1 protein-coding gene is annotated in these 25,831 nt (G+C 68.5%); it reads right to left on the reverse strand.

The features are described 5' to 3' along the window. On the reverse strand, positions 1–25,831 hold a 25,831-nt coding region (locus tag ON22_RS22575), incomplete at both ends, for a non-ribosomal peptide synthase/polyketide synthase (RefSeq protein ID WP_157170426.1).

Here is a 25,831-nt window from a genome sequence, read left to right on the forward strand (position 1 = left end):
ATGGCGTTGATATCCAGCAGCGCCATGGCCGGCATATCCGGGTCGTAGCCGACGTCCACGGCCAGATCGGCGGTCGGGAGCCAGCCGAAACCGTGCATCTCCTCGGGGATCTCACCGGCCCCGACGCGACCCAGGTAGTTGAAGTTCACCTGGCCCGGCATAGTGCGCGGGAAGTCCGCGGCGGTCTCGGAATTCATATACCGCAGCAGGCCGTAACCGACACCCTTGTCCGGAACCGCGAGCAGCTGCTCCTTGACAAGTTTGAGCGCGGCGCCCATTTCCGTGCCGCCGGAGAGCGCGGCCTCGATATCGATCCCCGCCGGTTCGAACCGGACCGGGAACAGCGCGGTGAACCAGCCGACCGTACGGGACAGATCGGCACCGGGCACGATCTCTTCCTCACGACCGTGGCCCTCGAGCCGGATCAGCAGCGGATCGTCCAGCGGCGCTCCCGGCACCCGCCGGGCCCGCCACGCGGCGGTCGCCAAGACGAGTGCGGTGAGCAGGCCGTCGTTCACGCCACCGTGGAACAACGCCGGCACGGTGGTGAGCAGCGCCTGGGTGACCTCCGGCGATACGCGCACCGCATGCACGTCGACGACACCGGCGGTATCGACCGCGGGATCCATCGGGCGCTCGGTGAGCAGCGGATCGGCGGTACCGGCGACGGTCCGCCAGTACTCGAGTTCCGCGAGCCGTTCCGCGCTGTGCGCATTGCGTTCCAGCGCATGCGCCCAGGTCCGCATGGACGTGACCGGTGCGGGCAGTTCCGGGGTCTGGCCCGCGCTGCGCGCGACGGCGGACAGCACGAAATCCGGTACCAGCACACGCCAGGACACACCGTCGATCGCCAGGTGGTGCGCGATGACCACCAGATGACCGTGGCGGTCGGCGGTATCGGGTTCCAGCCAGACGAACCGGACCACGATCCCGTTCTCGGGATCGAGCCGGTCCAGTGCGGCATCGACAGCCGCCGCGGCGATCTCGGACAGTTCGGTACCGGTGGCGGCGCCGTCGAACACGGTGTGGTCGATGAGCGCGTCCACGTCGACGCTACCCGGGGCGCCTGTTTCCACGATCCAGTCGCCGCCGGCGGTGTACAGCCGCGACCGCAGCATGTCGTGCCGGTCGATGACCGGGCCCACCACGCCGGCGATGGTTTCCCGGTCGATGCCGACCGGGAGGTCCAGGGTGATGAGCTGGTGGAACCGGCCGAAGGAACCGGGCCGTTCGGCCATGAACCGCACGATCGGCGTCAACGGCATGGAACCGATACCGCCGCCCGGCATTTCGACGAGCGTCTGCAGGACGCTGTCGGCGTCCGCGGATTCGGCGACCGAGGCGAGCCCGGCCACCGTGCGCTGTTCGAAGACATGCCGTGGTGTGAAGACCACGCCGCGGGCCTTGGCACGCGAGACCAGCTGGATGGAGACGATACTGTCGCCGCCGAGGGCGAAGAACGAATCGTCCACGCCCACCCGGTCCACGCCGAGCACCTCGGCGAAGACCTCGGCGATGATCTGCTCGACCGGTGTCCGCGGACCGCGGAAGGCGGTACGCGCTCCGAACACCGGTTCGGGCAGTGCCTTGCGATCCAGTTTCCCGGCCGGAGTCAGCGGGATCCGGTCGATGACCATGATCGACGCCGGAACCATGTAGTCGGGCAGCCGCTCGGCGACGTCACCGGTCACGGCGGCGATATCGACGGTGGCGCCCGGCGCCGGGACCACATACGACACGAGAGATACCGCGCCCGCGGCGTTCTTGTGGCCGGTGGTGACCGCGAAGTCCACGGTGTCGTGCGCGGTGAGCGCGGCGTCGATCTCGCCGAGCTCGATACGGAAACCGCGCACCTTCACCTGGAAATCGTTACGACCCACATACTCCACCGCGGGATCGCCCGCGGCGTCGCGACGCCAGCGCACCAGGTCACCGGTGCGATACAGGCGTGCCCCGGGCTCACCGTGCGGGTCGGCGACGAACCGTTCCGACGTCAGACCCGCCCGCGCGTGATAACCACGCGCCAGCTGGATACCACCGACATACAGCTCTCCGGCCACACCTTCCGGCACCGGGTTCAACCGGTTGTCCAGGACCAGCGCACGCATACCACGCACCGGGCCGCCGATCGTCACGCGGTCACCGGCCTGCAGCACACCGCTGATATTCGTGGCAATCGTGGCCTCGGTCGGGCCGTAGGCATTGTGGAGCCGGCGGTGCGCCCCACCCGCCGGCGCGGTCGCCCATTTCGCGACGAGATCCGCGGAAATGGCTTCGCCACCGGAGATGATCACTTCCATGCCCGCGAGATCCGCTGGGTCCAGCGAGGCCAGTACCGAAGGCGTGATGAGGCCGACCGTCACACCCTCACGCGAGATCAGCTCACCCAATTCCGCGCCACCGTAGGTACCGGTCGGCACCACAACCAGCGCACCCGCCGAACCCACAGCCAGCAGCAATTCCAGAATCGACGCATCGAACGACGGCGACGCGAACGCCAACGCCCGCGAATCCGAAGTCAACCGGTACCGCTCCACCTGCTCCGCACTGAAGTTCGCCAAGCCCGCATGGCTGACGACAACACCCTTGGGCAGGCCCGTCGAACCGGAGGTGTAGATGACGTAGGCGGTGTTCGCCGGCGTCAGCGGCCGCAGCCTGTCGGTGTCGGTCACCGGCCCGGCCGAATGCCGGTCCAGATCCAGTTCGTCCAGAACCAGCCAGTCCACCGAATCCGGCAGATCGGCCCGCACCGACGACACCGTGATACCCACGGACGCACCGGAATCGGTGAGCATATGGGTGATCCGGTCTTCCGGATACGTCGGGTCGATCGGCAGGAACGCCGCACCCGACTTCGTCACGGCCCATTCGGCCAGCACCGAATCCGCCGACCGCGGCACCGCCACGGCCACCACATCTTCGGCGCCCGAACCGCGGCCGATGAGCACCCGCGCCAGGCGGTTCGACCGCTCGTCGAACTCCCCGTAGGAGTAGCGAGCACCGTCGAACACCACCGCCGGCGCCGCCGGATCGACCGCCACGGCAGCGGCCAGCAGCTCCGGCAACGTCCGCGCCGGTACCGCCGGGCCACCCGTGCGGGACAGCAGTTCGCGGCGTTCGCCCGAATCGAGGAGCGGGAGATCCCCCAGCACCGCATCCGGGTCGGCGGCGACCGCCGCCAGCAGCTGCCGGAACCGCGCGATCATGGTCTGCGCAGTGGATTCGTCGAACAGTTCGGTGGCGTAGTTCAACACCAGTTCCATACCGCCCGCACCGTTTTCGGCGAGGGTGAACTGGAGGTCGAAGCGGGCCACATCGTCGGCGAGTTCCACGCCGGCGACGGTCAGTCCGGCCAGATCCAGGACGGCCTGCTCCTGGTTCTGGAACGACAGCGCCACCTGGAACAGCGGGTTGCGGGCCTGCGAACGCTCCGGCGCCAGCAGATCCACCAGGCGTTCGAACGGCACATCGGCGTGGCCGAAGGCATCCAGATCCGCCCGGCGGGCCCGGTCCACCAGATCCGCGAAGGAGTCGCCCGAACCGACCTCGGTCCGCAGCACCAAAGTGTTCACGAACATACCGACCAGATCGTCGAGCGCCTGCTCCCCGCGACCCGCGATCGGCGTACCTATCGCGATATCGTCGCTACCGGACAGCCGCGCGAGCAATGCCGCCAGACCGGCATGCAGCACCATGAACATCGACGCGCCGCGGGTGCGGGCCACGGCATTCAGGTTCCGCACCAGCTCGGTGCCCAGTTCGCCGCGCACCGTCGCGCCGCGCATGGAGGCCACCGCGGGCCGCGGCCGGTCGGTGGGCAGGACGAGCTCATCGGGCAGATCCGCGAGAGTCTCCTGCCAGAACGCGATCTGCTGTGCCATCGCGGTCTCGGGATCGTCCTCGGCACCCAGGACCTCGCGCTGCCACAGGGTGTAGTCGGCGTACTGCACGGGCAGCGGATCCCAGTTCGGGAGTTCGCCCTGGGCCCGCGCCGCATACGCGGTCATCACATCGCGCGCCAGCGGCGCCAGCGAGAAACCGTCACCGGAAATGTGGTGCAGCACCACGACCAGCACGAATTCACCGGGTGCGACGGCGAAGAGCCGGACCCGCACGGGCACGGCCGCGGCCACATCGAAACCGGCCGACGCGAACTCGACGACCTTCGAGGTCACGTCATCCGCCGTGACCTGCACCGGATCGAGGTCCGCCGTCACCTGGTCGGCGGGCAGGATCAACTGCACCGGCCGGCCGCCCAGGTCCGGGTAGCGGGTGCGCAGTGATTCGTGCCGGGCCACCACATCGCCCATGGCCGCACGCAATACCGCCACGTCGAGATCGCCGGTGAGACGGATTGCCATCGGCAGGTTGTAGGCCGCCGAGGAGGTGTCGTACTGGTTCAGGAACCACATCCGCTGCTGGGCATAGGACAGCGGTACCTGTTCCGGGCGCGGCCCGGCCACCAGCGGCGGCCGGGTCCGGGCGCCGAACTGTTCCACCCGGACCGCGAGCGCGGCCACGGCCGGCGCCTCGAACAGTGCCCGCACCGGCACCTGGGTGCCGAGCGCTGCACCGATCCGGGCGGCGACCTGCATACCGATCAGGGAGTTACCGCCCAGATCGAAGAAATCGTCGTCCGCGCCGACCCGTTCCACGCCGAGGACCTCGGCGAACGTATTCGCCACGATCTCCTCGATCGGAGTGGACGGGGCCCGGAAGGCCCGCGCCGCGAAGACCGGTTCGGGCAGGGCCCGGCGGTCGAGTTTGCCGCTGGCGTTCAGCGGGAAGGCGTCGAGCACCACGAACGCGGCCGGCACCATATAGGACGGCAGGCGGCCGGACAGCGCGCTACGCAGCGCATCGGTGTCGACCACGGCACCGGCGGCCGGCACCACATAGCCGACGAGCTGATCCCCGGTCCGGGCATCGCCGCGCAACACCACCACGGCCTGCGCGACCTCGCCGGCCTCGGTCAGAGCGGATTCGATCTCGCCGAGTTCGATCCGCAGACCACGCAGTTTCACCTGGAAATCGGAACGGCCCAGGTATTCGAGCTCACCGCTGGAGTTCCAGCGCACCACGTCACCGGTGCGGTACATCCGCTCGGCGACCTCGAACGGATCGGCGACGAACCGGTCCGCCGACAGGTCCGGCCGCGCCACATAACCGCGCGCCAGCTGCACGCCCGACAGATAGAGCTCACCTGCGACACCCACCGGCACCGGCCGCAACCGGCCGTCGAGCACGTACACCCGGGTGTTGAACACCGGGGCACCGATCGGCACTGTCGTCGTATCCGCATCGGAGACTTCGTGATAGGTCACGTCGACCGCGGCCTCGGTCGGACCGTACAGGTTGTGCACCGTGGTACCGGTCAGCTCGCGCAACCGCTGCGCAGGCTTCGCGGGCAACGCTTCACCGGAGGAGAACACCAGGCGCAGCGACGTACACGTCCGCGCACCGGACTCACCCGGGAGAGCAGCGACGAACACCGTCAGCATCGACGGCACGAAGTGGGCCACCGTGACCTGCTCGGCGTCGATCACCTCGGCCAGGTAGGCCGGGTCCCGATGACCGTCCGGCTTCGCGACCACCAACCGGGCACCGATCTGCAACGGCCAGAAGAACTCCCACACCGACACATCGAACGTCGACGGCGTCTTCTGCAACACCACATCCGAAGGCCGCAGACCGTACTCGGCCTGCATCCACACCAGGCGATTCACAATCGCCGCATGCGACACCGCCACACCCTTCGGCCGCCCCGTCGAACCGGAGGTGAAGATGACGTAGGCAGTGTTCGACGACCGCAACGGCACGACCCGCTCGGTGTCGGTGACGGCGGTATCGGCGTAGCCGGAGAGGTCGATCTCGTCGACCACCACGACCGGCCGGTCCGCCGTAGTGAACCCGTCCGCCGCACTGGTCAATACGCAGAGCGGCTGCGCGGTGGCCAGGATGTAATCCGTACGTTCGGCAGGCTGCTCCGGATCCAGCGGCACATAGGCGCCACCAGCGGTGACGACCGCGTACATCGCCACAACCAGATCCAGCGAACGCCGCATGCCCAGCGCCACCGGAACATCCGGTCCGACACCCAGCGAGATCAGGTGCCGGGCCAGGCGGTTCACCCGTGCGGAGAACTCGGCATAGGACAGACCTGTCCCCTCGAATGCCACCGCGGGCGCTTCCGGCGTGTACGCGACCTGGTCGGCGAACAGACCGGCCAGCGTCGCGGCCGGGTCGACGGCGGCCTCCCGGCCGTACCCACCGCGCAGTACCGTCGACGCCTCCAGCGCGTCCAGCAGCGGGAGATCGCCCAGCGGGCGCTCCGGGGTCTTGACCACGGCTTTCAGCAACCGGGCGAACCGCTGGGCGAACTGCGCGACCGTTTCGCGATCGAACAGGTCGGTCGCGTAGGTGAAGGTCGCGTCGATTCCGGCGGTGCCGGTCCGTTCGCTCAGATCCAGCTGGAGATCGAATTTCGCGGTCTCCAGCGGCATATCGACCGCGCTGACGCCGAGCCCGGGCAGTTCCGTATGCACCGGCGGGGTGTTCTGCAGCGACAGCATCACCTGGAACAGCGGATGCCGCGCCTGCGACCGCACCGGGTTGAGGATCTCCACCAGACGCTCGAACGGCAGATCCGCATGCCCGAATGCGGCGATATCGCTACCGCGCACCGCACCCAGCAGTTCGGTGAACCCGGTACCGGAATCGACCGGTGTCCGCAGCACCAGGGTGTTGACGAACATGCCGATCAGATCGTCGAGCGCGCGTTCACCGCGGCCCGCGATCGGGGTGCCGATCGCGATATCGGTTTCCCCGGACAGTCGCGACAGCAGTACCGCGAACGCCGCGTGCACGGCCATGAACAGGGTCGCGCCCTCGGTCCGCGCCAGTTCGGCCAGCCCGGCATGGGTTTCGGCGTCGATCTCGAAGGTATGGGCGGCGCCCCGGCCCGAGGCGATCGCGGGCCGCGGCCGGTCGGCCGGTAGGTCCAGCTGATCCGGTAGCCCGGCCAGCTCCCGCGACCAGTACGCAACCTGCTGGGCGATCACCGATTCGGGATCGTCCTCGGCGCCCAGTACCTGCCGCTGCCAGAGCGCGAAATCGGCGTACTGCACTTCCAGTGGCGCCCAGCCGGGGTTTTCGCCCGCGGTGCGCGCCATATACGCGGTCACCACATCGCGCAGCAGCGGCGCCATCGAGAAACCGTCACCGGAGATGTGATGGACGACGAAGCCGAGCACATGCTCGGACGCATTCAGCCGGAACAACCGGGCCCGGAACGGCACGCTCGCGGTGACATCGAATCCGGCCAGCACCAGTTCGGCGAGCCGCGCGGGCAGATCGCCCGTCGTGACCTCGAGGGGTGCCAGTTCGGGCACCACCTCGGCCGCGGGCAGCACCTGCTGGTACGGGGTCCCGCCGACCTCCGGGTAGAAGGTGCGCAGCGATTCGTGCCGCACCAGTACATCGGCGACGGCAGCCTGCAGGGCGGCCGCGTCGAGATCACCGGTGAGCCGGACCGCGATCGGAATGTTGTTCACGAACGAATCCGGATCGAACCGGTTCAGGAACCACATCCGCTGCTGCGCCAGCGATAGCGGCACCCGCTCCACGACCTCGCCCGAGGGCAGGGTCTGTGTGGGTCGCGGCTGCGGGGTCAGGGCGATCCGCCCACCGGCCTCGGATTGCAGTTCCGCACGCGCTGCGAGGGCGGCCACCGTGGTCGCCTCGAACAGGATGCGCACCGGGACGTCGACGTCCAGCGCACGTCCGAGGCGGGCGGCGACCTGGGTCGCGATCAGCGAGTTACCGCCGAGGGCGAAGAAATCGTCGTCCGCGCCGATCCGCTCCGCACCGAGTACATCGGCGTAGACCTCGGCCACGATCTCCTCGATCGGGGTCGACGGCGCCCGGAACTCCCGGGCCTCGAACTCGGGCTCCGGCAGCGCCTTGCGGTCCAGCTTGCCCGAAGTGTTCAACGGGAACGCGTCCAGCTGTACGACGGTCGCCGGCACCATGTAGCTGGGCAGGACTTCCCGCACCGCATCGAGCAGTTCCGGCGTTTCGATCTGCGCGCCCGGTGCGGGCACCACATAGGCGACGAGCTGCTCACCCAATTGCGATGCCGCCACCGTGACCACGGCCTGACTCACCTGCGGCTGCGCCAGGAACGCGGATTCGATCTCACCGAGTTCGATCCGCTGACCCCGGAACTTCACCTGGAAGTCCGTTCGGCCCAGATACTCCAGGACCGGCCGGCCGTCGACCCGCTGCCACCGCACCAGGTCGCCGGTGCGGTACATCCGCTCAGCCGTATCGAACGGGCTGGCCACGAACCGATCGGAGGTGAGATCGGGCCGCGTGACATAGCCGCGGGCGAGCTGGTCGCCTGCGAGGTACAGCTCGCCCACGACGCCTTCGGGGACCGGCCGCAACCGGCCGTCGAGTACATACACCCGCGAGTTCCACTGCGGCACACCGATCGGGACACTGCCGGTTTCGTCGCCGGTGGCCTGCCAGTAGGTGATCGATACCGCGGCCTCGGTCGGGCCGTACAGGTTGTGCAGCGCCGCATCCGAGACGGCGTGCATCGCGGTCACCGTCTCCGGCGGCAACGCCTCACCGATCACGAAGACATGTTCGAGACCGGGGATCGAACCCGCCGGAGTGTAGGCGGCGAACACCGTCAGCATCGACGGGACGAAGTCCGTCACCGTCACGTTCTGCTCCGCGATCACCCGCGCCAGATACGCCGGGTCCCGATGCCCGTCGGGGGTGGCGACCACGAGCCGGGCACCGGCGGCCAGCGGCAGGAAGTAACCCCACAGGGATACGTCGAACGTGGTCGCGGTCTTCTGCAGGTACACATCGCGGGCGCCCATCGGGTACTGCGCCAGCATCCAGGCCACCTGGTTGACGATCGCCGCATGCGATACCGCCACACCCTTCGGCCGCCCCGTCGAACCGGACGTGAAGATGACATACGCGGTATTACCGGGCCGCACCGGCCCGAGCCGCTCCGCATCGGTCAGCGGTGCCGAATCGTATCCGGCGATGTCCAGGACGTCGAGCTCCAGTACCGGCGCACCTGTCCCCTCGGGAACAGCGCCGGCATCGGCGGACGTGGTCAGGACACAGACCGGCTGCGCAGTGTCGAGCACGTAACCGATCCGCTCGGCCGGATGGTCCGGATCCAACGGCACATAGGCGCCGCCCGCGGTGACGACCGCGTACATCCCGACCACCAGATCCAGCGACCGCCGCATGACCAGGCCGACCAGCGACTCCGGCCCCACGCCCGCGGCCACGAGAACCCGGGCCACCCGGTTCACCCGCGCGGACAATTCTGCATAGGTCAGCTCGGCGCCTTCGAAGGTCACCGCCACCCGATCCGGATGCTCGGCCACCGCCCGGGCGAACCCGTCCAGCAGCAACGCCGGCGCGAGCGGATGCTCGGTCGTGTTCCAGCGGCGCAGCACCGTCTCGCGCTCCGCGGCGTCCAGCAGATCGATATCGCCGACAGCGACGCCCGGATCGGCGACGAATCCGCCCAGCACACGTACGAACCGGTCCGCGATCCGCCGGATCTCGGACTCGCCGAACATGTCCTGCAGGTATCCGGCCCGCACCCGCAGCGTGCTGCCCAGCGACGCGACCAGGGTGAGCGGGTAGTGCGTGGCGTCGACGCCGTCGAGGCCGGTCACCGCCATACCGTCGATATCGGCAGCCTGCGCCTGAATACCTTCGGCATCCACCGGATACGACTCGAACACCAGCAGGGTGTCGAACAGTGCCGGCATCCCGGCCGCCGCGTGGATATCGGCGAGGCCCACGTGATGGTGGTCCAGCAGATCGGCCTGTTCGGCCTGGACTCGGCCCAGCAGCGTCCGCGCGGATTCGCCGGGCGCGAACCGCACCCGCACCGGGATGGTGTTGATGAACAACCCGACCATCGATTCCACGCCGGGCAGCTCCGGCGGCCGGCCGGAGACGGTAGCGCCGAACAGCACATCGTCGCGGCCGGTCAGCTGGCCCAGCAGCACCGCCCATGCCACCTGTAGCACCGTATTCGCGGTGACGCCGAGTTCGGCCGCCAGCGCGGTGATCCGGGCCGTGGCCTCGGTATCGAGCTCGAACACGTATTCACCCGAGAGCGCGGTGATCTCGTGCGCGGAACCGCCCGTTCCGGAACGGGCGAGCAGCGTCGGTTCGCCGACCTCCGCCAGCGCGGACCGCCAGGCGTCCAGCGATACCTGCCGGTCCTGCCGGGCCACCCACTCCAGGAAGGTCCGGTAGGACCGGACCGCCGGCAGACCGGTGGTTTCGGCATGGAGGGCGTACAGCGTCAGCAGATCCCGCATGAGCAGCGGCATCGACCAGCCGTCGAGCAGAATGTGGTGGTTGGACACCACGAACTGCCAGGTGTCGGCCCCGGTCTTGATCAGCGTGAAGCGCAGCAGCGGCGGCGCGGTCAGATCGAAGCGCCGCATCCGGTCCGTCTCGATGAGATCGGCGGCGGTGCCGGTGGCACTGCGGTCGTATTCGGTCCAGTCGACCGGCAGATCCTTCAGGACCACCTGGACCGGGTTGCCCTCGTGGTTGGTGACGAAGGCGGTACGCAGGTTCTCGTACCGGTCGACCAGGGCCTGGGCCGAAGCCCGCAACCGGTCGGCGTCCACCCGGCCGGTCAGGGTCAGCACGACCTGGCCGGTGTACACGTCCACCGACGCGGCGGCGAGCTGGGCGTGGAACAGCATGCCGGCCTGCATCGAGGACAGCGGCCACACATCGGCGACCGGCATCGGGAAACGCCGTTCGATCCCGTCGATATCGGACTGCGACAGGGCGACCATGCCGAAATCGGAGGGGGTGTGCCCGCCGGCGCCCGCGGAATTCGCGTGCCGGGCGACTGCTTCCAGCGCCTGCGCCCACAACTCACCGAATTCGCGGACCTCGTCGGCCCCGAGCAAGGTCGTCGGGTATCCGATATTCGCGGTGAACTCGTCGCCGACGACGATGGCGTTGATATCCAGTAGCGCCAGGGCGGGCATATCCGCGTCGAATGCCGCGTCCACCGCCAGATCGGCCGGCAACCAGCCGAAATCGCGCATCTCCGGGGAGATCTCGCTCGCCCCGGCGGAACGGCCCAGGTAGTTGAAGCTCACCTGGCCCGGCAGCTCGGCCGGCAGCTCACCCGCGGTCCGCGGGTTCAGGTGGCGCAGCAGCCCGTAGCCGATGCCCTTGTCCGGTACCGCGAGCAGCTGTTCCTTCACCGCCTTGAGCGCCGCGCCCAGCGACGGTCCACCGTCGAGGGCGTCCTCGATATCGATACCGGCCGGTGCGAACCGAACCGGGAACACCGAGGTGAACCAGCCGAGGGTGTGGGACAGATCGGCGCCGGGTACGACCTCTTCCTCACGACCGTGACCTTCGAGCCGGATCAGCAGCGGATCGTCGATCGCCGCACCGGGCACCCGCCGGGCCCGCCACGCGGTGGTGGCCAGTACGAGTGCGGTGAGCAGGCCGTCGTTCACTCCACCGTGGAACAGGGCCGGCACCGTGGTGAGCAGTGCCTGGGTGATCTCGGGCGATACCCGCACCGCATGGGTTTCGACCAGTGCGGCGGTATCGACCGCCGGGTCCAGCGCGCGCTCGGTCAGCAGCGGATCGGTGGTACCGGCGACGGTCTGCCAGTAGTCGAGTTCGGCCTCCCGCTCGGCGCTGTGCGCATGCTGCTCCAGCGCATGCGCCCAGGTCCGCATCGAGGTGGTCGGCTTCGGCAGTTCCGGTGCCTGCCCGGCGCTGTGCGCGCCGGCGGACAGTACGAAATCGGGCAGCAGGATGCGCCAGGACACACCGTCGACCACCAGGTGGTGGGCGATGACGACCAGGTATCCCGCCCGATCGGCGGTATCCGGTTCCAGCCAGGCGAACTGCACCACCCTGCCTGCGGCCGGATCCATCCGGTCCAGCGCGGCATCGGCGGCGGCGGAGGCGATTGCGGCGACCTGATCATCGGTGGCGGCGGCGTCGAACACGGTGTGATCGATGAGCGCGTCCACATCGACCGAACCGGGCTCGGCGGTCTCCAGGACCCATTCGCCGTCCACGAGCGCCAGGCGCGACCGCAACATATCGTGCCGGTCGAGCACGGGGCCCACCACCGCGGCGATGGTCTCGCGAGTGACGCCGATCGGCAGGCTCAGCGGTGTCAGCTGGTGGAAACGCCCGAACGAGCCGAAGCGGTCGACCATGGTCCGCACCACCGGGGTGAGCGGCATCCGCCCGACCCCACCGCCCGGCAATTCGGCCAGGGTCCGCACCGCGCGGTCGGCAGATTCGGCGAATTCGGCGACCGACGCCAAGCCGGCCACCGTGCGCTGTTCGAACACCTGTCGCGGCGTGAACACCACACCGCGTGCCTTGGCGCGCGACACCAGCTGAATCGAGACGATGCTGTCGCCGCCGAGGGCGAAGAAATCGTCGTCCGCGCCGATCCGCTCGACCCCGAGGACCTCGGCGAAGGTATCCGCCACGATCTCCTCGATGGGGGTCGCCGCGGCCCGGAATTCGCGGACCTCGAACACCGGTTCCGGCAACGCTTTACGGTCCAGCTTGCCCGAGGCGTTCAACGGGAACGCGTCCAGTTCCACGAACGCCGCCGGCACCATGAACGACGGCAGGCGGTCGTGCAGATGGGTCCGCAGCACATCGGTGTCGGTGGTCGCGCCGGCGGCCGGGATCACGTAGGCGACCAGCTGATCACCGGTACCCGAATGACGCAGGATCACCAGTGCCCGGGCCACCGAGTCGTGTTCGGTGAGCGCGGCCTCGATCTCGCCGGGCTCGATCCGCTGGCCGTGCAGCTTCACCTGGAAGTCGCTGCGGCCCAGGTACTCCAGCTCGCCGTCCGGGGTCCAGCAGACCACATCGCCGGTGCGGTACATCCGCTCACCGGCACGGAACGGGTTCGCGACGAACCGCGTGGTGGTCAGGTCGGGGCGGGCCAGATAGCCGTGCGCCAGCTGCGCACCGCTGAGGTAGAGCTCACCCCGGACGCCCGCGGGCACCGGCCGCAACCGGTCGTCGAGCACATAGGTCTGGGTGTTGAGACCGGGGATACCGATCGGCACCGCGCCGGTTTCGGCGCCTGTCACCTCGTGCGCGGTGACATCGATGGTGGTCTCGGTCGGCCCGTACTGGTTGAACAGGCGGGCGCCGGTACGTTCGCGCAGTTGCTGCGCGAGTTCACCGGACAACAGTTCACCGCCGACGACGATACTGCGCAGGCCGGCCCAGTCCGCGGGGTCGGATTCGGACAGGAACACCGACAGCAGCGACGGCACGAATTGCGCCATCGTGACGCCCTCGCCGGCCATCAGCCGGGTGAGGTAGGCGGCGTCGCGATGCCCTTCCGAATGTGCGATGACCAGGCGGGCGCCGAGTTGCAGCGGCAGGAAGAACTCCACCACGGACGGGTCGAAGGTCGCCAGGGTGCGCTGCAACAGCACATCACCGGCGCCGATTCCGTGCCGTTCGCGGGTCGTCGCCAGGTAGTTGAGCACGGCCCGGTGCGAAACCGGGACGCCCTTGGGCCGTCCGGTGGAGCCCGAGGTGAAGATCGCGTACGCGGTGTTGTCCGGGCGCAGCGGCCGCAACCGATCCGCATCGGTGAGCGGCGTATCCGCGAAACCGGTCAGGTCCAGCCGATCGATCCGCACCTGCCCGGCAATCGCCGGATCGAGGTCTTCGCCCGAGGTCAGCACGCAGACCGGACGCGCGGTATCGACGATGTACTCGAGCCGGTCCACCGGCTGGTCCGGATCCAGCGGCACATACGCACCGCCGGCCGCCACCACAGCGTATGCGGCGGTGAGCAGATCGAACGACCGGCGCATACCCAGGGCCACATAGGTTTCCGTGCCGACCCCGGCGTCGCGCAGCCACCGCGCCAGCCGGTGCACCCGGCTCGCGAACTCGCCGTAGGACAGACCGGTGCCCTCGTAGGTCAGGGCGGTTCGGTCGGGGCTTTCGGATACGACCCGATCGAACCCGTCCAGCAACAAACCGGGCGCGATCGCCTGCTCGGTCGCGTTCCACCGGTGCAGCACCAGTTGCCGTTCGGCCACATCGAGCAGTTCGATCTCACCGACCGACGCCGTGGGATCGGCGACGATCCCTTCGAGCACCCGCAGGAACCGGTCGACGAACCCGGCCACCGTCGCGTGGTCGAACAATGCGGTGGCATAGGTCAGATAGCCGCTGACCCCTTCCGGGACGCCCGACGCGTCGTAGGTGTCGCTGAGAATCATGCTCAGGTCGTACAGCGCCGCCTCGGCGCCGGCCTCGACACCGGATACCGACAGTTCGGGCAGTTCCAGGCTGGTCTGCGCCAGGTTCTGGAAGGTGAAGCCCACCTGGAACAGCGGATGCCGCGCCGTCGACCGCACCGGGTTCAGCGCTTCCACCAGCTGTTCGAACGGCACATCGGCATGCGCGAGGGCTGCGATATCGGCCTCGCGCTGGCGCGCCAGCAGTTCGGTGAACGATTCCCCACCGTCGACCTCGGTCCGGAACACCAGAGTGTTCACGAACATGCCGATCACCTCGTCGAGGGCGGCATCGCCGCGGCCCGCGACCGGGGTGCCGATCGCGATATCGCCGGTACCCGACAACCGGGCCAGCAACACCGCGAACGCGGTATGCGTCACCATGAACAGGGTCGCGCCCTGCTCGCGGGCGAAATCGGCCAGCGCCCGGTGCAGTCGCGCATCGATACGCACCTCGACCCGGCCACCGTCATACGACTGCGCCGCGGGCCGCGGCCGGTCGGTCGGCAGATCCAGCTGTTCGGGCAGATCCGCCAGGGCCGACCGCCAGTAGGCGAGCTGCTCGTGCGCCAGCGACGACGGATCGGTGCCGTCGCCCAGCAGATTCCGCTGCCAGATCGCGAAATCGGCGTACTGGACCGGCAGCGGCGCCCAATCCGGCGCCCGGCCGGCCGCCCGCGCCGAGTACGCGGTCATCAGGTCCCGCGTCAGCGGCGTCATCGACGAACCGTCGCCGGAAATGTGATGCACCACCGCGGCGAGCACGTATTCGTCTGCCGCACCCTCGATCTGCAACAGGGTCACCGAAACCGGTACCTGTTCGGCGACATCGAACGACATCCCCGCCAGCTCGGCCACCACGGTTTCGACCTCGTCCGCGGAGACGGTGCGGATATCCAGCTCCGGTACCGCTCCCGTGGCCGGCAGCACCACCTGCGCCGGTCCGGCGTCGGTTTCCGGGTACACCGTCCGCAGCACCTCGTGCCGGGCGACCAGATCGGCGACCGCCTGCCGCAGGGCAACCACGTCCAGCTGCCCGGACAAGCGGATCACCATCGGGATGTTGTAGGCGGCCGCACCGCCGTCGAACCAGTTCAGGAACCACATCCGCTGCTGTGCCAGCGATAGCGGGATCCGTGTCACGACCTCACCGGACGGCAGCACCCGGGTGGGCCGCGGCTGCGGTACCAGCGGCGGACGTCCACCGGAACCTGTCTGCTCTTCGAGCCGCGCCGCCAGCGCACCGACGGCGGAGGCCTCGAACAGGGTCCGGACCGGCACCTGGGTGTTCAGCGCGGCACCCAGTCGGGCCACGGCCTGGGTGGCGAGCAGCGAGTTACCGCCGAGTGCGAAGAAATCGTCGGCCACGCCGACCCGTTCCACACCGAGGACCTCGGCGAGCACACCGGCCACCACGTTCTCGGTCGGCGTCGACGGTGCCCGGAACTCCCGCACCTCGAAAACAGGTTCCGGCAGGGCCCGGCGGTCCAGCTTGCCGGCCGGGGTCAGCGGGATCGCGTCGAGCACCATGATCGACGACGGCACCATGTACGCCGGCAACCGCTGCCCGGCATATTCGCGGATTGCGTCGGTATCGACGGACCGACCGGTTGCGGCAACCACATACGAGACGAGCGAGGTCACGCCCGCGGCGTTCTCGTGGCCGGTGGTGACCGCGAAGTCAACCGTTTCGTGTGCGGTCAGCGCGGCATCGATCTCGCCGAGCTCGATTCGGAAACCGCGCACCTTCACCTGGAAGTCGTTACGGCCCACGTACTCCACCGCGGGATCACCCGCGGCGTCACGACGCCAGCGCACCACGTCACCGGTGCGGTACAACCGCGAACCCGGCGCGCCGTGCGGGTCGGCGACAAAGCGGCCTGCGGTGAGACCCGGCCGGGCGTGATAACCACGCGCCAGCTGGATACCGCCGACATACAGCTCCCCCGCCACACCTTCCGGTACCGGATTCAACCGGTCGTCGAGCACCAGCGCCCGCATACCGCGCACGGGACCACCGATGGTGACCGGATCACCGGGCAGCAGTCGGCCACTGATATTGGTCGCGATGGTCGCTTCGGTCGGGCCGTAAGCATTGTGGAACCGGCGTTCCACTCCCCCCTCGGGCGCGGTGGACCACTTGGCCACCAGATCCGCCGAAACAGCCTCGCCACCGGCAATGATCACTTCCATGCCCGCGAGGTCCGCCGGGTCCAGCGAGGCCAGCACCGACGGCGTGATGAGGCCGACCGTCACACCCTCACGGGAGATCAGCTCGCCCAGCTCGGCGCCACCGTAGGTGCCGGTCGGCACCACAACCAACGCACCCGCCGAACCGACCGCGAGCAGCAGTTCCAGGATCGACGCGTCGAACGACGGCGACGCGAACGCGAGCGCCCGCGAATCCGGGCTCAACCGGTACCGCTCCACCTGCTCGGCACTGAAGTTCGCCAAACCCTCATGGCTGACGACAACACCCTTGGGCAAACCCGTCGAACCCGAGGTGTAGATGACGTACGCAGCGCTTTCCGGAGTCAACGGCCAGACCCGATCGGCATCGGTGATCGGCTCGGCCGGGTACCCGTCGAGCGCAAGCTCGTCGAGCACCAGCCAGTCCACCGAATCCGGCAGATCGGCCCGCACCGACGACACCGTGATACCCACCGGCGCACCGGAATCGGTGAGCATATGCGCGATCCGGTCCTCCGGATACGTCGGGTCGATCGGCAGGAACGCCGCACCCGACTTCGTCACGGCCCATTCGGCCAGCACCGAATCCGCCGACCGCGGCACCGCCACGGCCACCACGTCGTCGGCACCCAGACAACGCTCGATCAGCACCTGCGCCAGGCGATTCGACCGCTCGTCGAACTCCCCGTAGGAGAACTGAACACCGTCGAACACCACGGCCGGTGCTGTCGGATCGACCGCCACGGCAGCGGCCAGCAGCTCCGGCAACGTCCCCGCCGGCACCGCCGGACCACCCGTACGGCTCAGGGCCGCGGCCCGTTCGGTGTCGTCGAGGATCTCGATCGCACCCAGCACCACATCCGGATCGGCAGCGACCGTGGACAGCAACCGCTGGAACCGCGTGATCATCATGCGGACAGTGGCTTCGTCGAACAGTTCGGTGGCGTAGTTCAGATCCAGAACCATTGCGCCCGCGGCATTCTCGCCCAGCGTGAACTGCAGATCGAAGCGCGCCACATCGTCGGCCAGGTCCACACCCGACACCTCGAGCCCGGCCAGATCCAACACCGGCTGCTCATTGTTCTGCAGCGACAGCGCCACCTGGAACAACGGATTACGCGCCTGCGAACGCTCCGGCGCCAGCAGATCCACCAGACGTTCGAACGGCACATCCGCATGCCCGAACGCGTCCAGGTCGGCATGCTTGGCCCGCTCCAGCAGATCGGCGAAGGTCTCCCCCGATTCGACCGCGGTACGCAACACCAGGGTGTTGACGAACATACCGACCAGATCGTCGAGCGCCTGCTCACCACGACCCGCGATCGGCGTACCGATCGCAATATCATCGCCACCGGAGAGCCGGGCCAGCAGTGCTGCCAGCGCCGCGTGCAGCACCATGAACATCGAGGCGCCGCGGGCGCGGGCCAGTTCGTCCAGCGTCCGGATCAGCTCGGCCGGCAACTCGGCGCGCACGGTCGCACCCCGCAGCGAGGCCACCGCCGGGCGCGGCCGGTCGGCCGGCAAGGCCAGCTCATCGGGTAGATCGGCGAGAGTACGCTGCCAGAACGCGATCTGGCGCGCCATCGGCGAGGCCGCATCGTCCTCGGCACCGAGTACCTCCCGCTGCCACAGCGCGTAGTCGGCGTATTGGACCGGCAGCGTCTCCCAGCCCGGCACCTCGTTCTGGGCGCGCGCCGCGTATGCGGTCATCACATCGCGCGCCAGCGGTCCCATCGAGAAACCGTCCGCGGCGATATGGTGCACCACCACGACCAGCACATGCTCGCCCGGTGCGGTCGCGAACAGCCGGATCCACAGCGGAATGGCCGCAGCCACATCGAAACCGGTGGCCACGAATCCGGTGATCGCGGCCACCGCGTCGTCCGCGGTGGTCGCGACCGGTGTGAGATCCAGCTCCACCTGCTCGGCGGGCACGATCACCTGCGCCGGTGTGCCGTCGATCTGCGGGTAGTAGGTGCGCAGCGATTCGTGCCGCCACACCACATCGGCGACTGCCGCACGCAAGGCCGCCACATCGAGGTCACCGGTGAGACGGATCGCCAGCGGCAGGTTGTACGCCACCGACGAAGTGTCGTACTGGTTGAGGAACCACATCCGCTGCTGTGCATAGGACAGCGGGAGCCGATCCGGGCGGGGACCCGCGACCAGCGCCGGACGTGCCGATTCCCCGGCCTGTTCGGCCCGGATCGCCAATGCCGCGACCGTAGGCGCCTCGAACAGCGCGCGCACCGGGACAGTCACGTTCAGTGCGGTGCCGATACGGGCCGCGACCTGGGTCGCGACCAGCGAGTTACCGCCCAGCTCGAAGAAGTCGTCGTCCGCGCCGACCCGTTCGACCCCGAGAACCTCGGCGAACGTATTCGCCACGATCTCCTCGATCGGAGTGGACGGCGCCCGGAAGACCCGGGCCTCGAAAGTGGGTTCCGGCAACGCTTTCTGATCCAGCTTGCCCGAGGCATTGAGCGGGAACGCGTCCAGCACCATGAACGCCGATGGCACCATGTACGACGGCAACCGGTTGCGTAGGTGATCCCGCAGTTCGTCGGTGTCGATCACCCGGCCGGTGGCCGGTACGACATAGGCCACCAGCTGATCGCCGGTATTCGCCCGGCTGCGCAGCACGACCACGGCCTGGGCGACCGAGCCCAGTTCGGTGAGCGCGGTCTCGATCTCGCCGGGTTCGATCCGCAGACCGTGCAGCTTCACCTGGAAGTCGCTGCGGCCCAGATACTCCAAATCCCCGTCGGAGAGCCAGCGGACCACATCGCCAGTGCGGTACATCCGCTCACCGGCACGGAACGGGTTCGCGACGAACCGCGTCGTGGTCAAATCGGAGCGACCCAGATAGCCGTGGGCGATCTGGGCGCCGCCGATGTAGAGCTCGCCCGGGACGCCCGTCGGTACCGGCCGCACCCGGTCGTCGAGCACATAGGTCTGGGTGTTGAATCCCGGGGCGCCGATGGGCACCGAACCCGTTTCGACATCGGTCACCTCGTACTGGGTGACATCGATCGTCGTTTCGGTCGGACCGTACTTGTTGTGCAGACGTGCCCCGGTACGTTCGCGCAACCGCTGCGCGAGTTCACCGGACAGCAGCTCGCCGCCGACGACGATACTGCGCAGGCCGGCCCAGGTTTCGGGCTGGGATTCGGACAGGAACACCGACAGCAGCGACGGCACGAACTGCGCGATCGTCACACCCTCGTCCGCGATCAACCGGGTGAGATACGCCGCGTCGCGATGCCCCTCCGAATGTGCGATGACCAGGCGCGCGCCGACCTGCAACGGCAGGAAGAACTCCACCACGGACGGATCAAAAGTCGCCAGCGTGCGCTGCAGCAGCACATCGTCGGCGCCGATCCCGTGCCGGGCGTGGGCGGCCACCAGGTAGTTCACCACCGACCGGTGCGAAACCGCGACACCCTTCGGGCGGCCCGTCGACCCCGAAGTGAAGATCGCGTACGCGGTATTGTCCGGGTACAGCGGCCGCAACCGATCCGCATCGGTGAGCGGGGTGCCCGCGAAACCGGTCAGGTCCAGCCGATCGATACGCACCTGCCCGGCAATCGCCGGATCGAGATCTTCACCCGAAGTCAGCACACAGACCGGACGCGCGGTATCGACGATGTACTCGAGCCGGTCCACCGGCTGGTCCGGATCCAGCGGCACATACGCTCCACCGGCCGCCACCACAGCGTAGACAGCGGTCAGCAGATCGAACGACCGGCGCATACCCAGGGCCACATACGTTTCCGTGCCCACCCCGGCATCACGCAACCAGCGCGCCAACCGGTGCACGCGGTCCGCGAACTGCTCGTAGGACAAGTTAGCCCCGTCGAAAGTGAGCGCCACCGCTTGGGGTGTCCGGGCGACCTGTGCCTCGAACAACGAGAACAGCGTCATACTGCTGCTTCCCGGGATCGAGGTGAGCGCGGTTTCCACGGGGAACTCGGTGGCATTCCACCGGTGCAGCACCGTCGACCGTTCGACCGCGTCCATGAGTTCGATATCGCCCACCGCCGCCGTGGGTCCGGCACTGACGACACGTAGCAACCGGAGGAAGCGCCGGCTGAATCCGGTCACGAACGATTCGTCGAAAAGATCCGTGGCGTAAAGGATCTCGGCGGCCATACCCGACCCGTCAGCGGCCACCTCGCTCAGGGTGAGCACGAGATCATATTTCGTGGTCGGCAGTTCCACATCGAGCCCGGTCACCGTCAGGCCCGGCAGCTCCAATTCGGTGTACCCGAGGTTCTGGAATGCCAGCATCACCTGGAACAGTGGCTGCCGCGATTGGGACCGCACCGGATTGAGTACCTCGACGAGCCGCTCGAACGGCACATCGGCGTGCGCGAAGGCGTGCAGGTCCCGATCGCGTACATGCGCGAGCAGTTCGGTGAACGGGGCGGCGGTATCGACCCGGGTGCGCAGCACCAAGGTGTTGACGAACATGCCGACCATATCGTCGAGCAGCCGCTCACCGCGCCCGGCGATCGGGATACCGACCGCGATATCGCTGGTTCCGCTGAGCCGGGCCAGCAGGGTGGCGAAACTGCTGTGCATCACCATGAACAGGGTTGTGCCCTGAGCCTTGGCGAGGGTGTTGAGCGCGTCGACCAGCTCACCGGGTACCACGAACCGGTGGGTCGCGGCCTGTTCACTGGCCACCGCGGGACGGGTACGCGTGGACAACCGGAGCTCGTCGGGCAGACCCGCCAGCTCGGTTTTCCAGAAGTCGAGCTGCCGGGACACCAGCGATCCGGGATCGTCCTCGGAGCCGAGCAGTTCACGCTGCCAGATCGCATAGTCGATGTACTGGACCGCCATCGGCGCCCATTCGGGTGCCCGGCCCGCTGTCCGCGCCTCGTATGCCGACAGCAGATCCCGGCTGAGCGGATGCAGGGAGAAACCGTCGGCCGCGATATGGTGCACGACCCCGACCAGCACATGATCGTCGGCACCCAGGCGGTAGATCCGCATCCGCGCCGGCGGCTGGACCGTCAGATCGTAGCCCTGGACGACGAATTCGGTGATCGCCGTGAGCAGTTCGGTGCCGAGGCCGTCCGCGACCGCGGGGCCGGCGGCGAACTCGCGAACCTCCACCTCCGGGACCGCCTCGGTCGGCGGCAGCACCCGCTGATAGCCGACCCCGTCCTGCGACGGGTATACGGTGCGCAGGGATTCGTGCCGGGCGATCACATCGCCGACCGCCTCGATCATGGCCGGCACATGCAACGTGCCGCGCATCCGGAAGACGATCGGAATATTGTCGACCGCCGAATCCGGCTGGAAGCGGTTGAGGAACCACATCCGCTGCTGCGCCTGCGACAGCGGCGGGTTCTCGGGACGCGGACGGGCGGCGAGCACCGGACGCCCACCGGCGCCGGCCTGCTGCTCCACCCGCGCCGCCAAGGCGGCCACAGTCGAATCCTCGAACAGCATCCGCACCGGCACCTCGGTGTCGAGCGCGGCACCGATCCGGGCGGCGACCTGGGTCGCGATCAGCGAGTTACCGCCGAGGGCGAAGAAATCGTCATCGGCGCCGATCCCCTCGGTGCCCAGCAGTTCGGCGAAGACGCCGGCCACGATCTCCTCGATCGGGGACGACACCGCGCGCGAGGCCGCCGATTCGAACACCGGCGCGGGCAGTGCCCGGCGATCCAGCTTGCCGTTGATGGTCAGCGGAATCCGGTCCAGCACAACGAGTGCGGACGGAACCATATAGCTCGGCAGCCGCTCCGCCGCGCCCGCGCGGACGGATTCGGGATCGAGTACCGCGCCGGCGTCGGCAACCATATAGCCGACGATCCGGTGATCGCCCGGTTTGTCCTCGCGGACCATCACCGCGGCCTGCGTGACACCCGGCTGCGCCAGGATGGCGGCCTCGATCTCACCGAGCTCGATCCGGAAACCACGTACCTTCACCTGGTCGTCGGCGCGACCGAGGTATTCGAGTTCGCCGGAGCGGTTCCAGCGGGCGAGGTCACCGGAGCGGTACAGCCGGTCACCGGGCGCACCCAGCGGGTCGGCCACGAAACGGGCCGCGGTCAGCTCGGGGCGGCCGCGGTATCCGCGGGCCAGCTGCACACCGGCGATATACAGCTCACCCGAGACGCCCACCGGCGCCGGCCGCAAGCGTTCGTCCAGCACATAGATCTTCACCCCGGCCAGCGCGCGACCCACCACGCTGCCGGCCGCGCCGGCGATGGTGGCGGCGTCGAGCGCCCGGTAGGACACGTGCACCGTGGTCTCGGTGATGCCGTACATGTTCACCAGCAGCGGCGACGCGGTTTCCCGCCCGTCGACCACATGGGTGCGCCCGGCCGTGCCGTCACCGTGCCGTTCGACCCAGTCGGTGAGCCGGCGCAGTTCCACCGCCTCGCCGCCGAACACCACATAGCGCAGCGCCAGCGGACGGTCTTCGGCGGCGGTGCGGTCGGCCTCGGCCAGCTGATAGAACGCGGACGGCGTCTGGCTCAGCACGGTGACGCGTTCGGTGCGCAACAGTTCCAGGAACTGCTGCGGCGACCGGGAGACGTAGTAGTCGACGACCACGAGGGAGCCACCGAACAGCAGCGGTCCCCACAGTTCCCAGACCGAGAAGTCGAAGGCGTAGGAGTGGAACAGCGTCCACACGTCCTCGGGCCCGAAACCGAATTCGGGCTCGGTATTGGCGAACAGCCGCACCACGGTGCGGTGCGTTACCGCGACACCCTTGGGGCGGCCGGTGGAGCCGGAGGTGTATATGGCGTAGGCGATGTTGTCCGGCCGCAGCGGCGCGCGGCGGTCGGCGTCGGTGATCGGGCCGTCGTCGGCGTCTTCGATATCCCCGGCTTCCACCGCGTAACCGTCCACCGCCACGCGCGATACGCCGGTCGGCAGGTCCACCCGCATGGTGGAGTCCAGCAGCACGGTCGCCGGGCGGGCGTCGTCCAGGATGTAGGCGAGCCGTTCCGTCGGAGAATCCGGGTCCACCGGCACATAGCCGGCACCCGATTTGATCACCGCGAGCAGCGCGACGACCAGGTCCAGCGAACGCGGCAGCAGGACCGCGACCAGGTTCTCCGGCCCGGCGCCTTCGTCGATCAGGCGGCGGGCCAGCACATTGGCCCGGCGGTCCAGTTCGTCGTAGGTGATCCGGTCGTCGCCGAACTTCACGGCGGTCCGCTGCGGATGCTCAGCGGCGGCGACCTCGAACAAGCTTGCCAGCGTGGCTGTTTCGGGCTGGTCGACGGCCCGGCCCTCGATATTGAACACGCCCGGTGCCGCGTCGGGACGGACACCCGTCCAGTTTTCCACGACATCGGTGCGCTCGGCCGCGCTGAGCAGATCGATATCGCCGACCGCGATCTCCGGATCCGCCACCACCGCGCGCAGGATCCGCACCAGCCGGTCGGCGAATCCGGTCACGGTCTCCGGATCGAACAGATCGGTGGCATACGACCACTGCATGAGCAGGCTGCCGTCGGCGGCGCCATCGGTGCCGACACTCAGCTGCAGATCGAACTTCGCCAGACCGGGATCGAAATCGACGACCTCGAGATCCAGCCCCGGCAGGGATACGCTGCGCATATCCGCCGCCGACGCGGCCTCGAAGGCCAGCGCCACCTGGAACAGCGGGTGGTGCGCCTGCGAGCGGCGCGGATTCAGGATGTCGACCAGCCGCTCGAACGGGATATCGGCATGCGAGAAAGCGGCCAGATCGGTACGGCGGACGTCGGCCAGCAGTTCGGTGAACGGCATCGCCGCAGACACCTCGGTACGCAACACGAGGGTGTTGACGAACATGCCGACCAGATCGTCGAGCGCCTGTTCGCCACGGCCGGCGATCGGAGTACCGATAGCGATATCGCCACTGGCCGACATCCGGCTCGACCACGCGGCCAGCACGGCGTGCACCAGCATGAACAGGGTGGTCCCCTGCGAACGGGCCAGATTCTCCAGCTCGGCGCGCAGTGCCGGGTCCACGGCGAAATCGTGGACGGCACCGGAGTTGGAGGCGATCTCCGGACGCGGCCGATCGGCCGGGAGTTCCAGCTGATCGGGCAGATCCCGGAGGTTGTCGACCCAGTACTCGACCTGCTGGGCGGCCACCGAACCCGGATCGTCCTCCGAACCCAGCACCTCGCGCTGCCAGAGCGCGTAATCGGCGTACTGGACCGGCAGCGGCGCCCAATCGGGCGCCACCCCGCGGCTGCGATCGCTGTAGGCGACGACGAGGTCACGCAGCAGCGGCCGCGGCGAGAACCCGTCGGCGCTGATGTGATGCGCGACCAGGACGAAGACATGGTTGCGCTCGTCGAGGCGCAGCAGGGTCGTCTGGAACGGCGGTGCGGCCGTGACATCGAAGACGGTACCGGCCAATGCCAGGATCCGCGCCGGCAGTTCCGCTTCGGTGACGGGCTCGGCGACGAGGTCCAGAGCCACCTCGTCGGCGCGCAGCACCTGCTGGTGCCCGACACCGTCCACCTCGGGGTACACAGTCCGCAGGACCTCGTGCCGGTCCACCAGATCGGCGAGCGCGGCCTGCAGGGCGTCCACGTCGAGGTCGCCGGTGAGCCGGATGGCGAACGGGATGTTGTAGGTGGCCGAGGCGCTGTCGAATCGGTTGAGGAACCACATCCGCTGCTGCGCCAGCGACAACGGCACCCGATCCGGGCGCGGCTGCGGGGCGAGGACCGGCAGACCGGTGCGACCGGTCGCGGTTTCGGCGGCAGCTGCCAGGGCGGACACCGTGGAAGCCTCGAACAGCATCCGCACCGGCACCTGCGCGTCCAGTGCTTGGCCGACCCGGGCCGCGACCTGGGTCGCGATCAGCGAGTTACCACCCAACGCGAAGAAATCGTCATCCGCGCCGATACGGTCCACACCCAGAACATCGGCGAACACGCCCGCCACGATCTCCTCGATCGGAGTCGACGGCGCACGGAACTCACGCGTCTCGAACTCGGGCTCCGGCAACGCTTTACGATCCAACTTGCCGGACGTGTTCAGCGGGAATGCCTCTAGTTCCACGACGGCCGCCGGGACCATGTAGGTCGGCAGGATCTCGCGCACAGCATCCAGCACAGCGGTCTGCACAATCTCCTGCCCCGGTGCCGGCACCACGTAGGCGACCAGCTGCTCGCCCAACTGGGAAGCGGAAACCGTCACCGCGGCCTGGCTCACCTGCGATTGCGCCAGGAACGCCGACTCGATCTCCCCCAGCTCGATCCGCTGACCACGGAACTTCACCTGGAAATCCGTACGACCCAAATACTCCAACACCGGTTGGCCGT

It is taken from the genome of Nocardia carnea NBRC 14403 (genome assembly GCF_000308515.1).
Taxonomy (GTDB): Bacteria; Actinomycetota; Actinomycetes; order Mycobacteriales; family Mycobacteriaceae; genus Nocardia; species Nocardia carnea.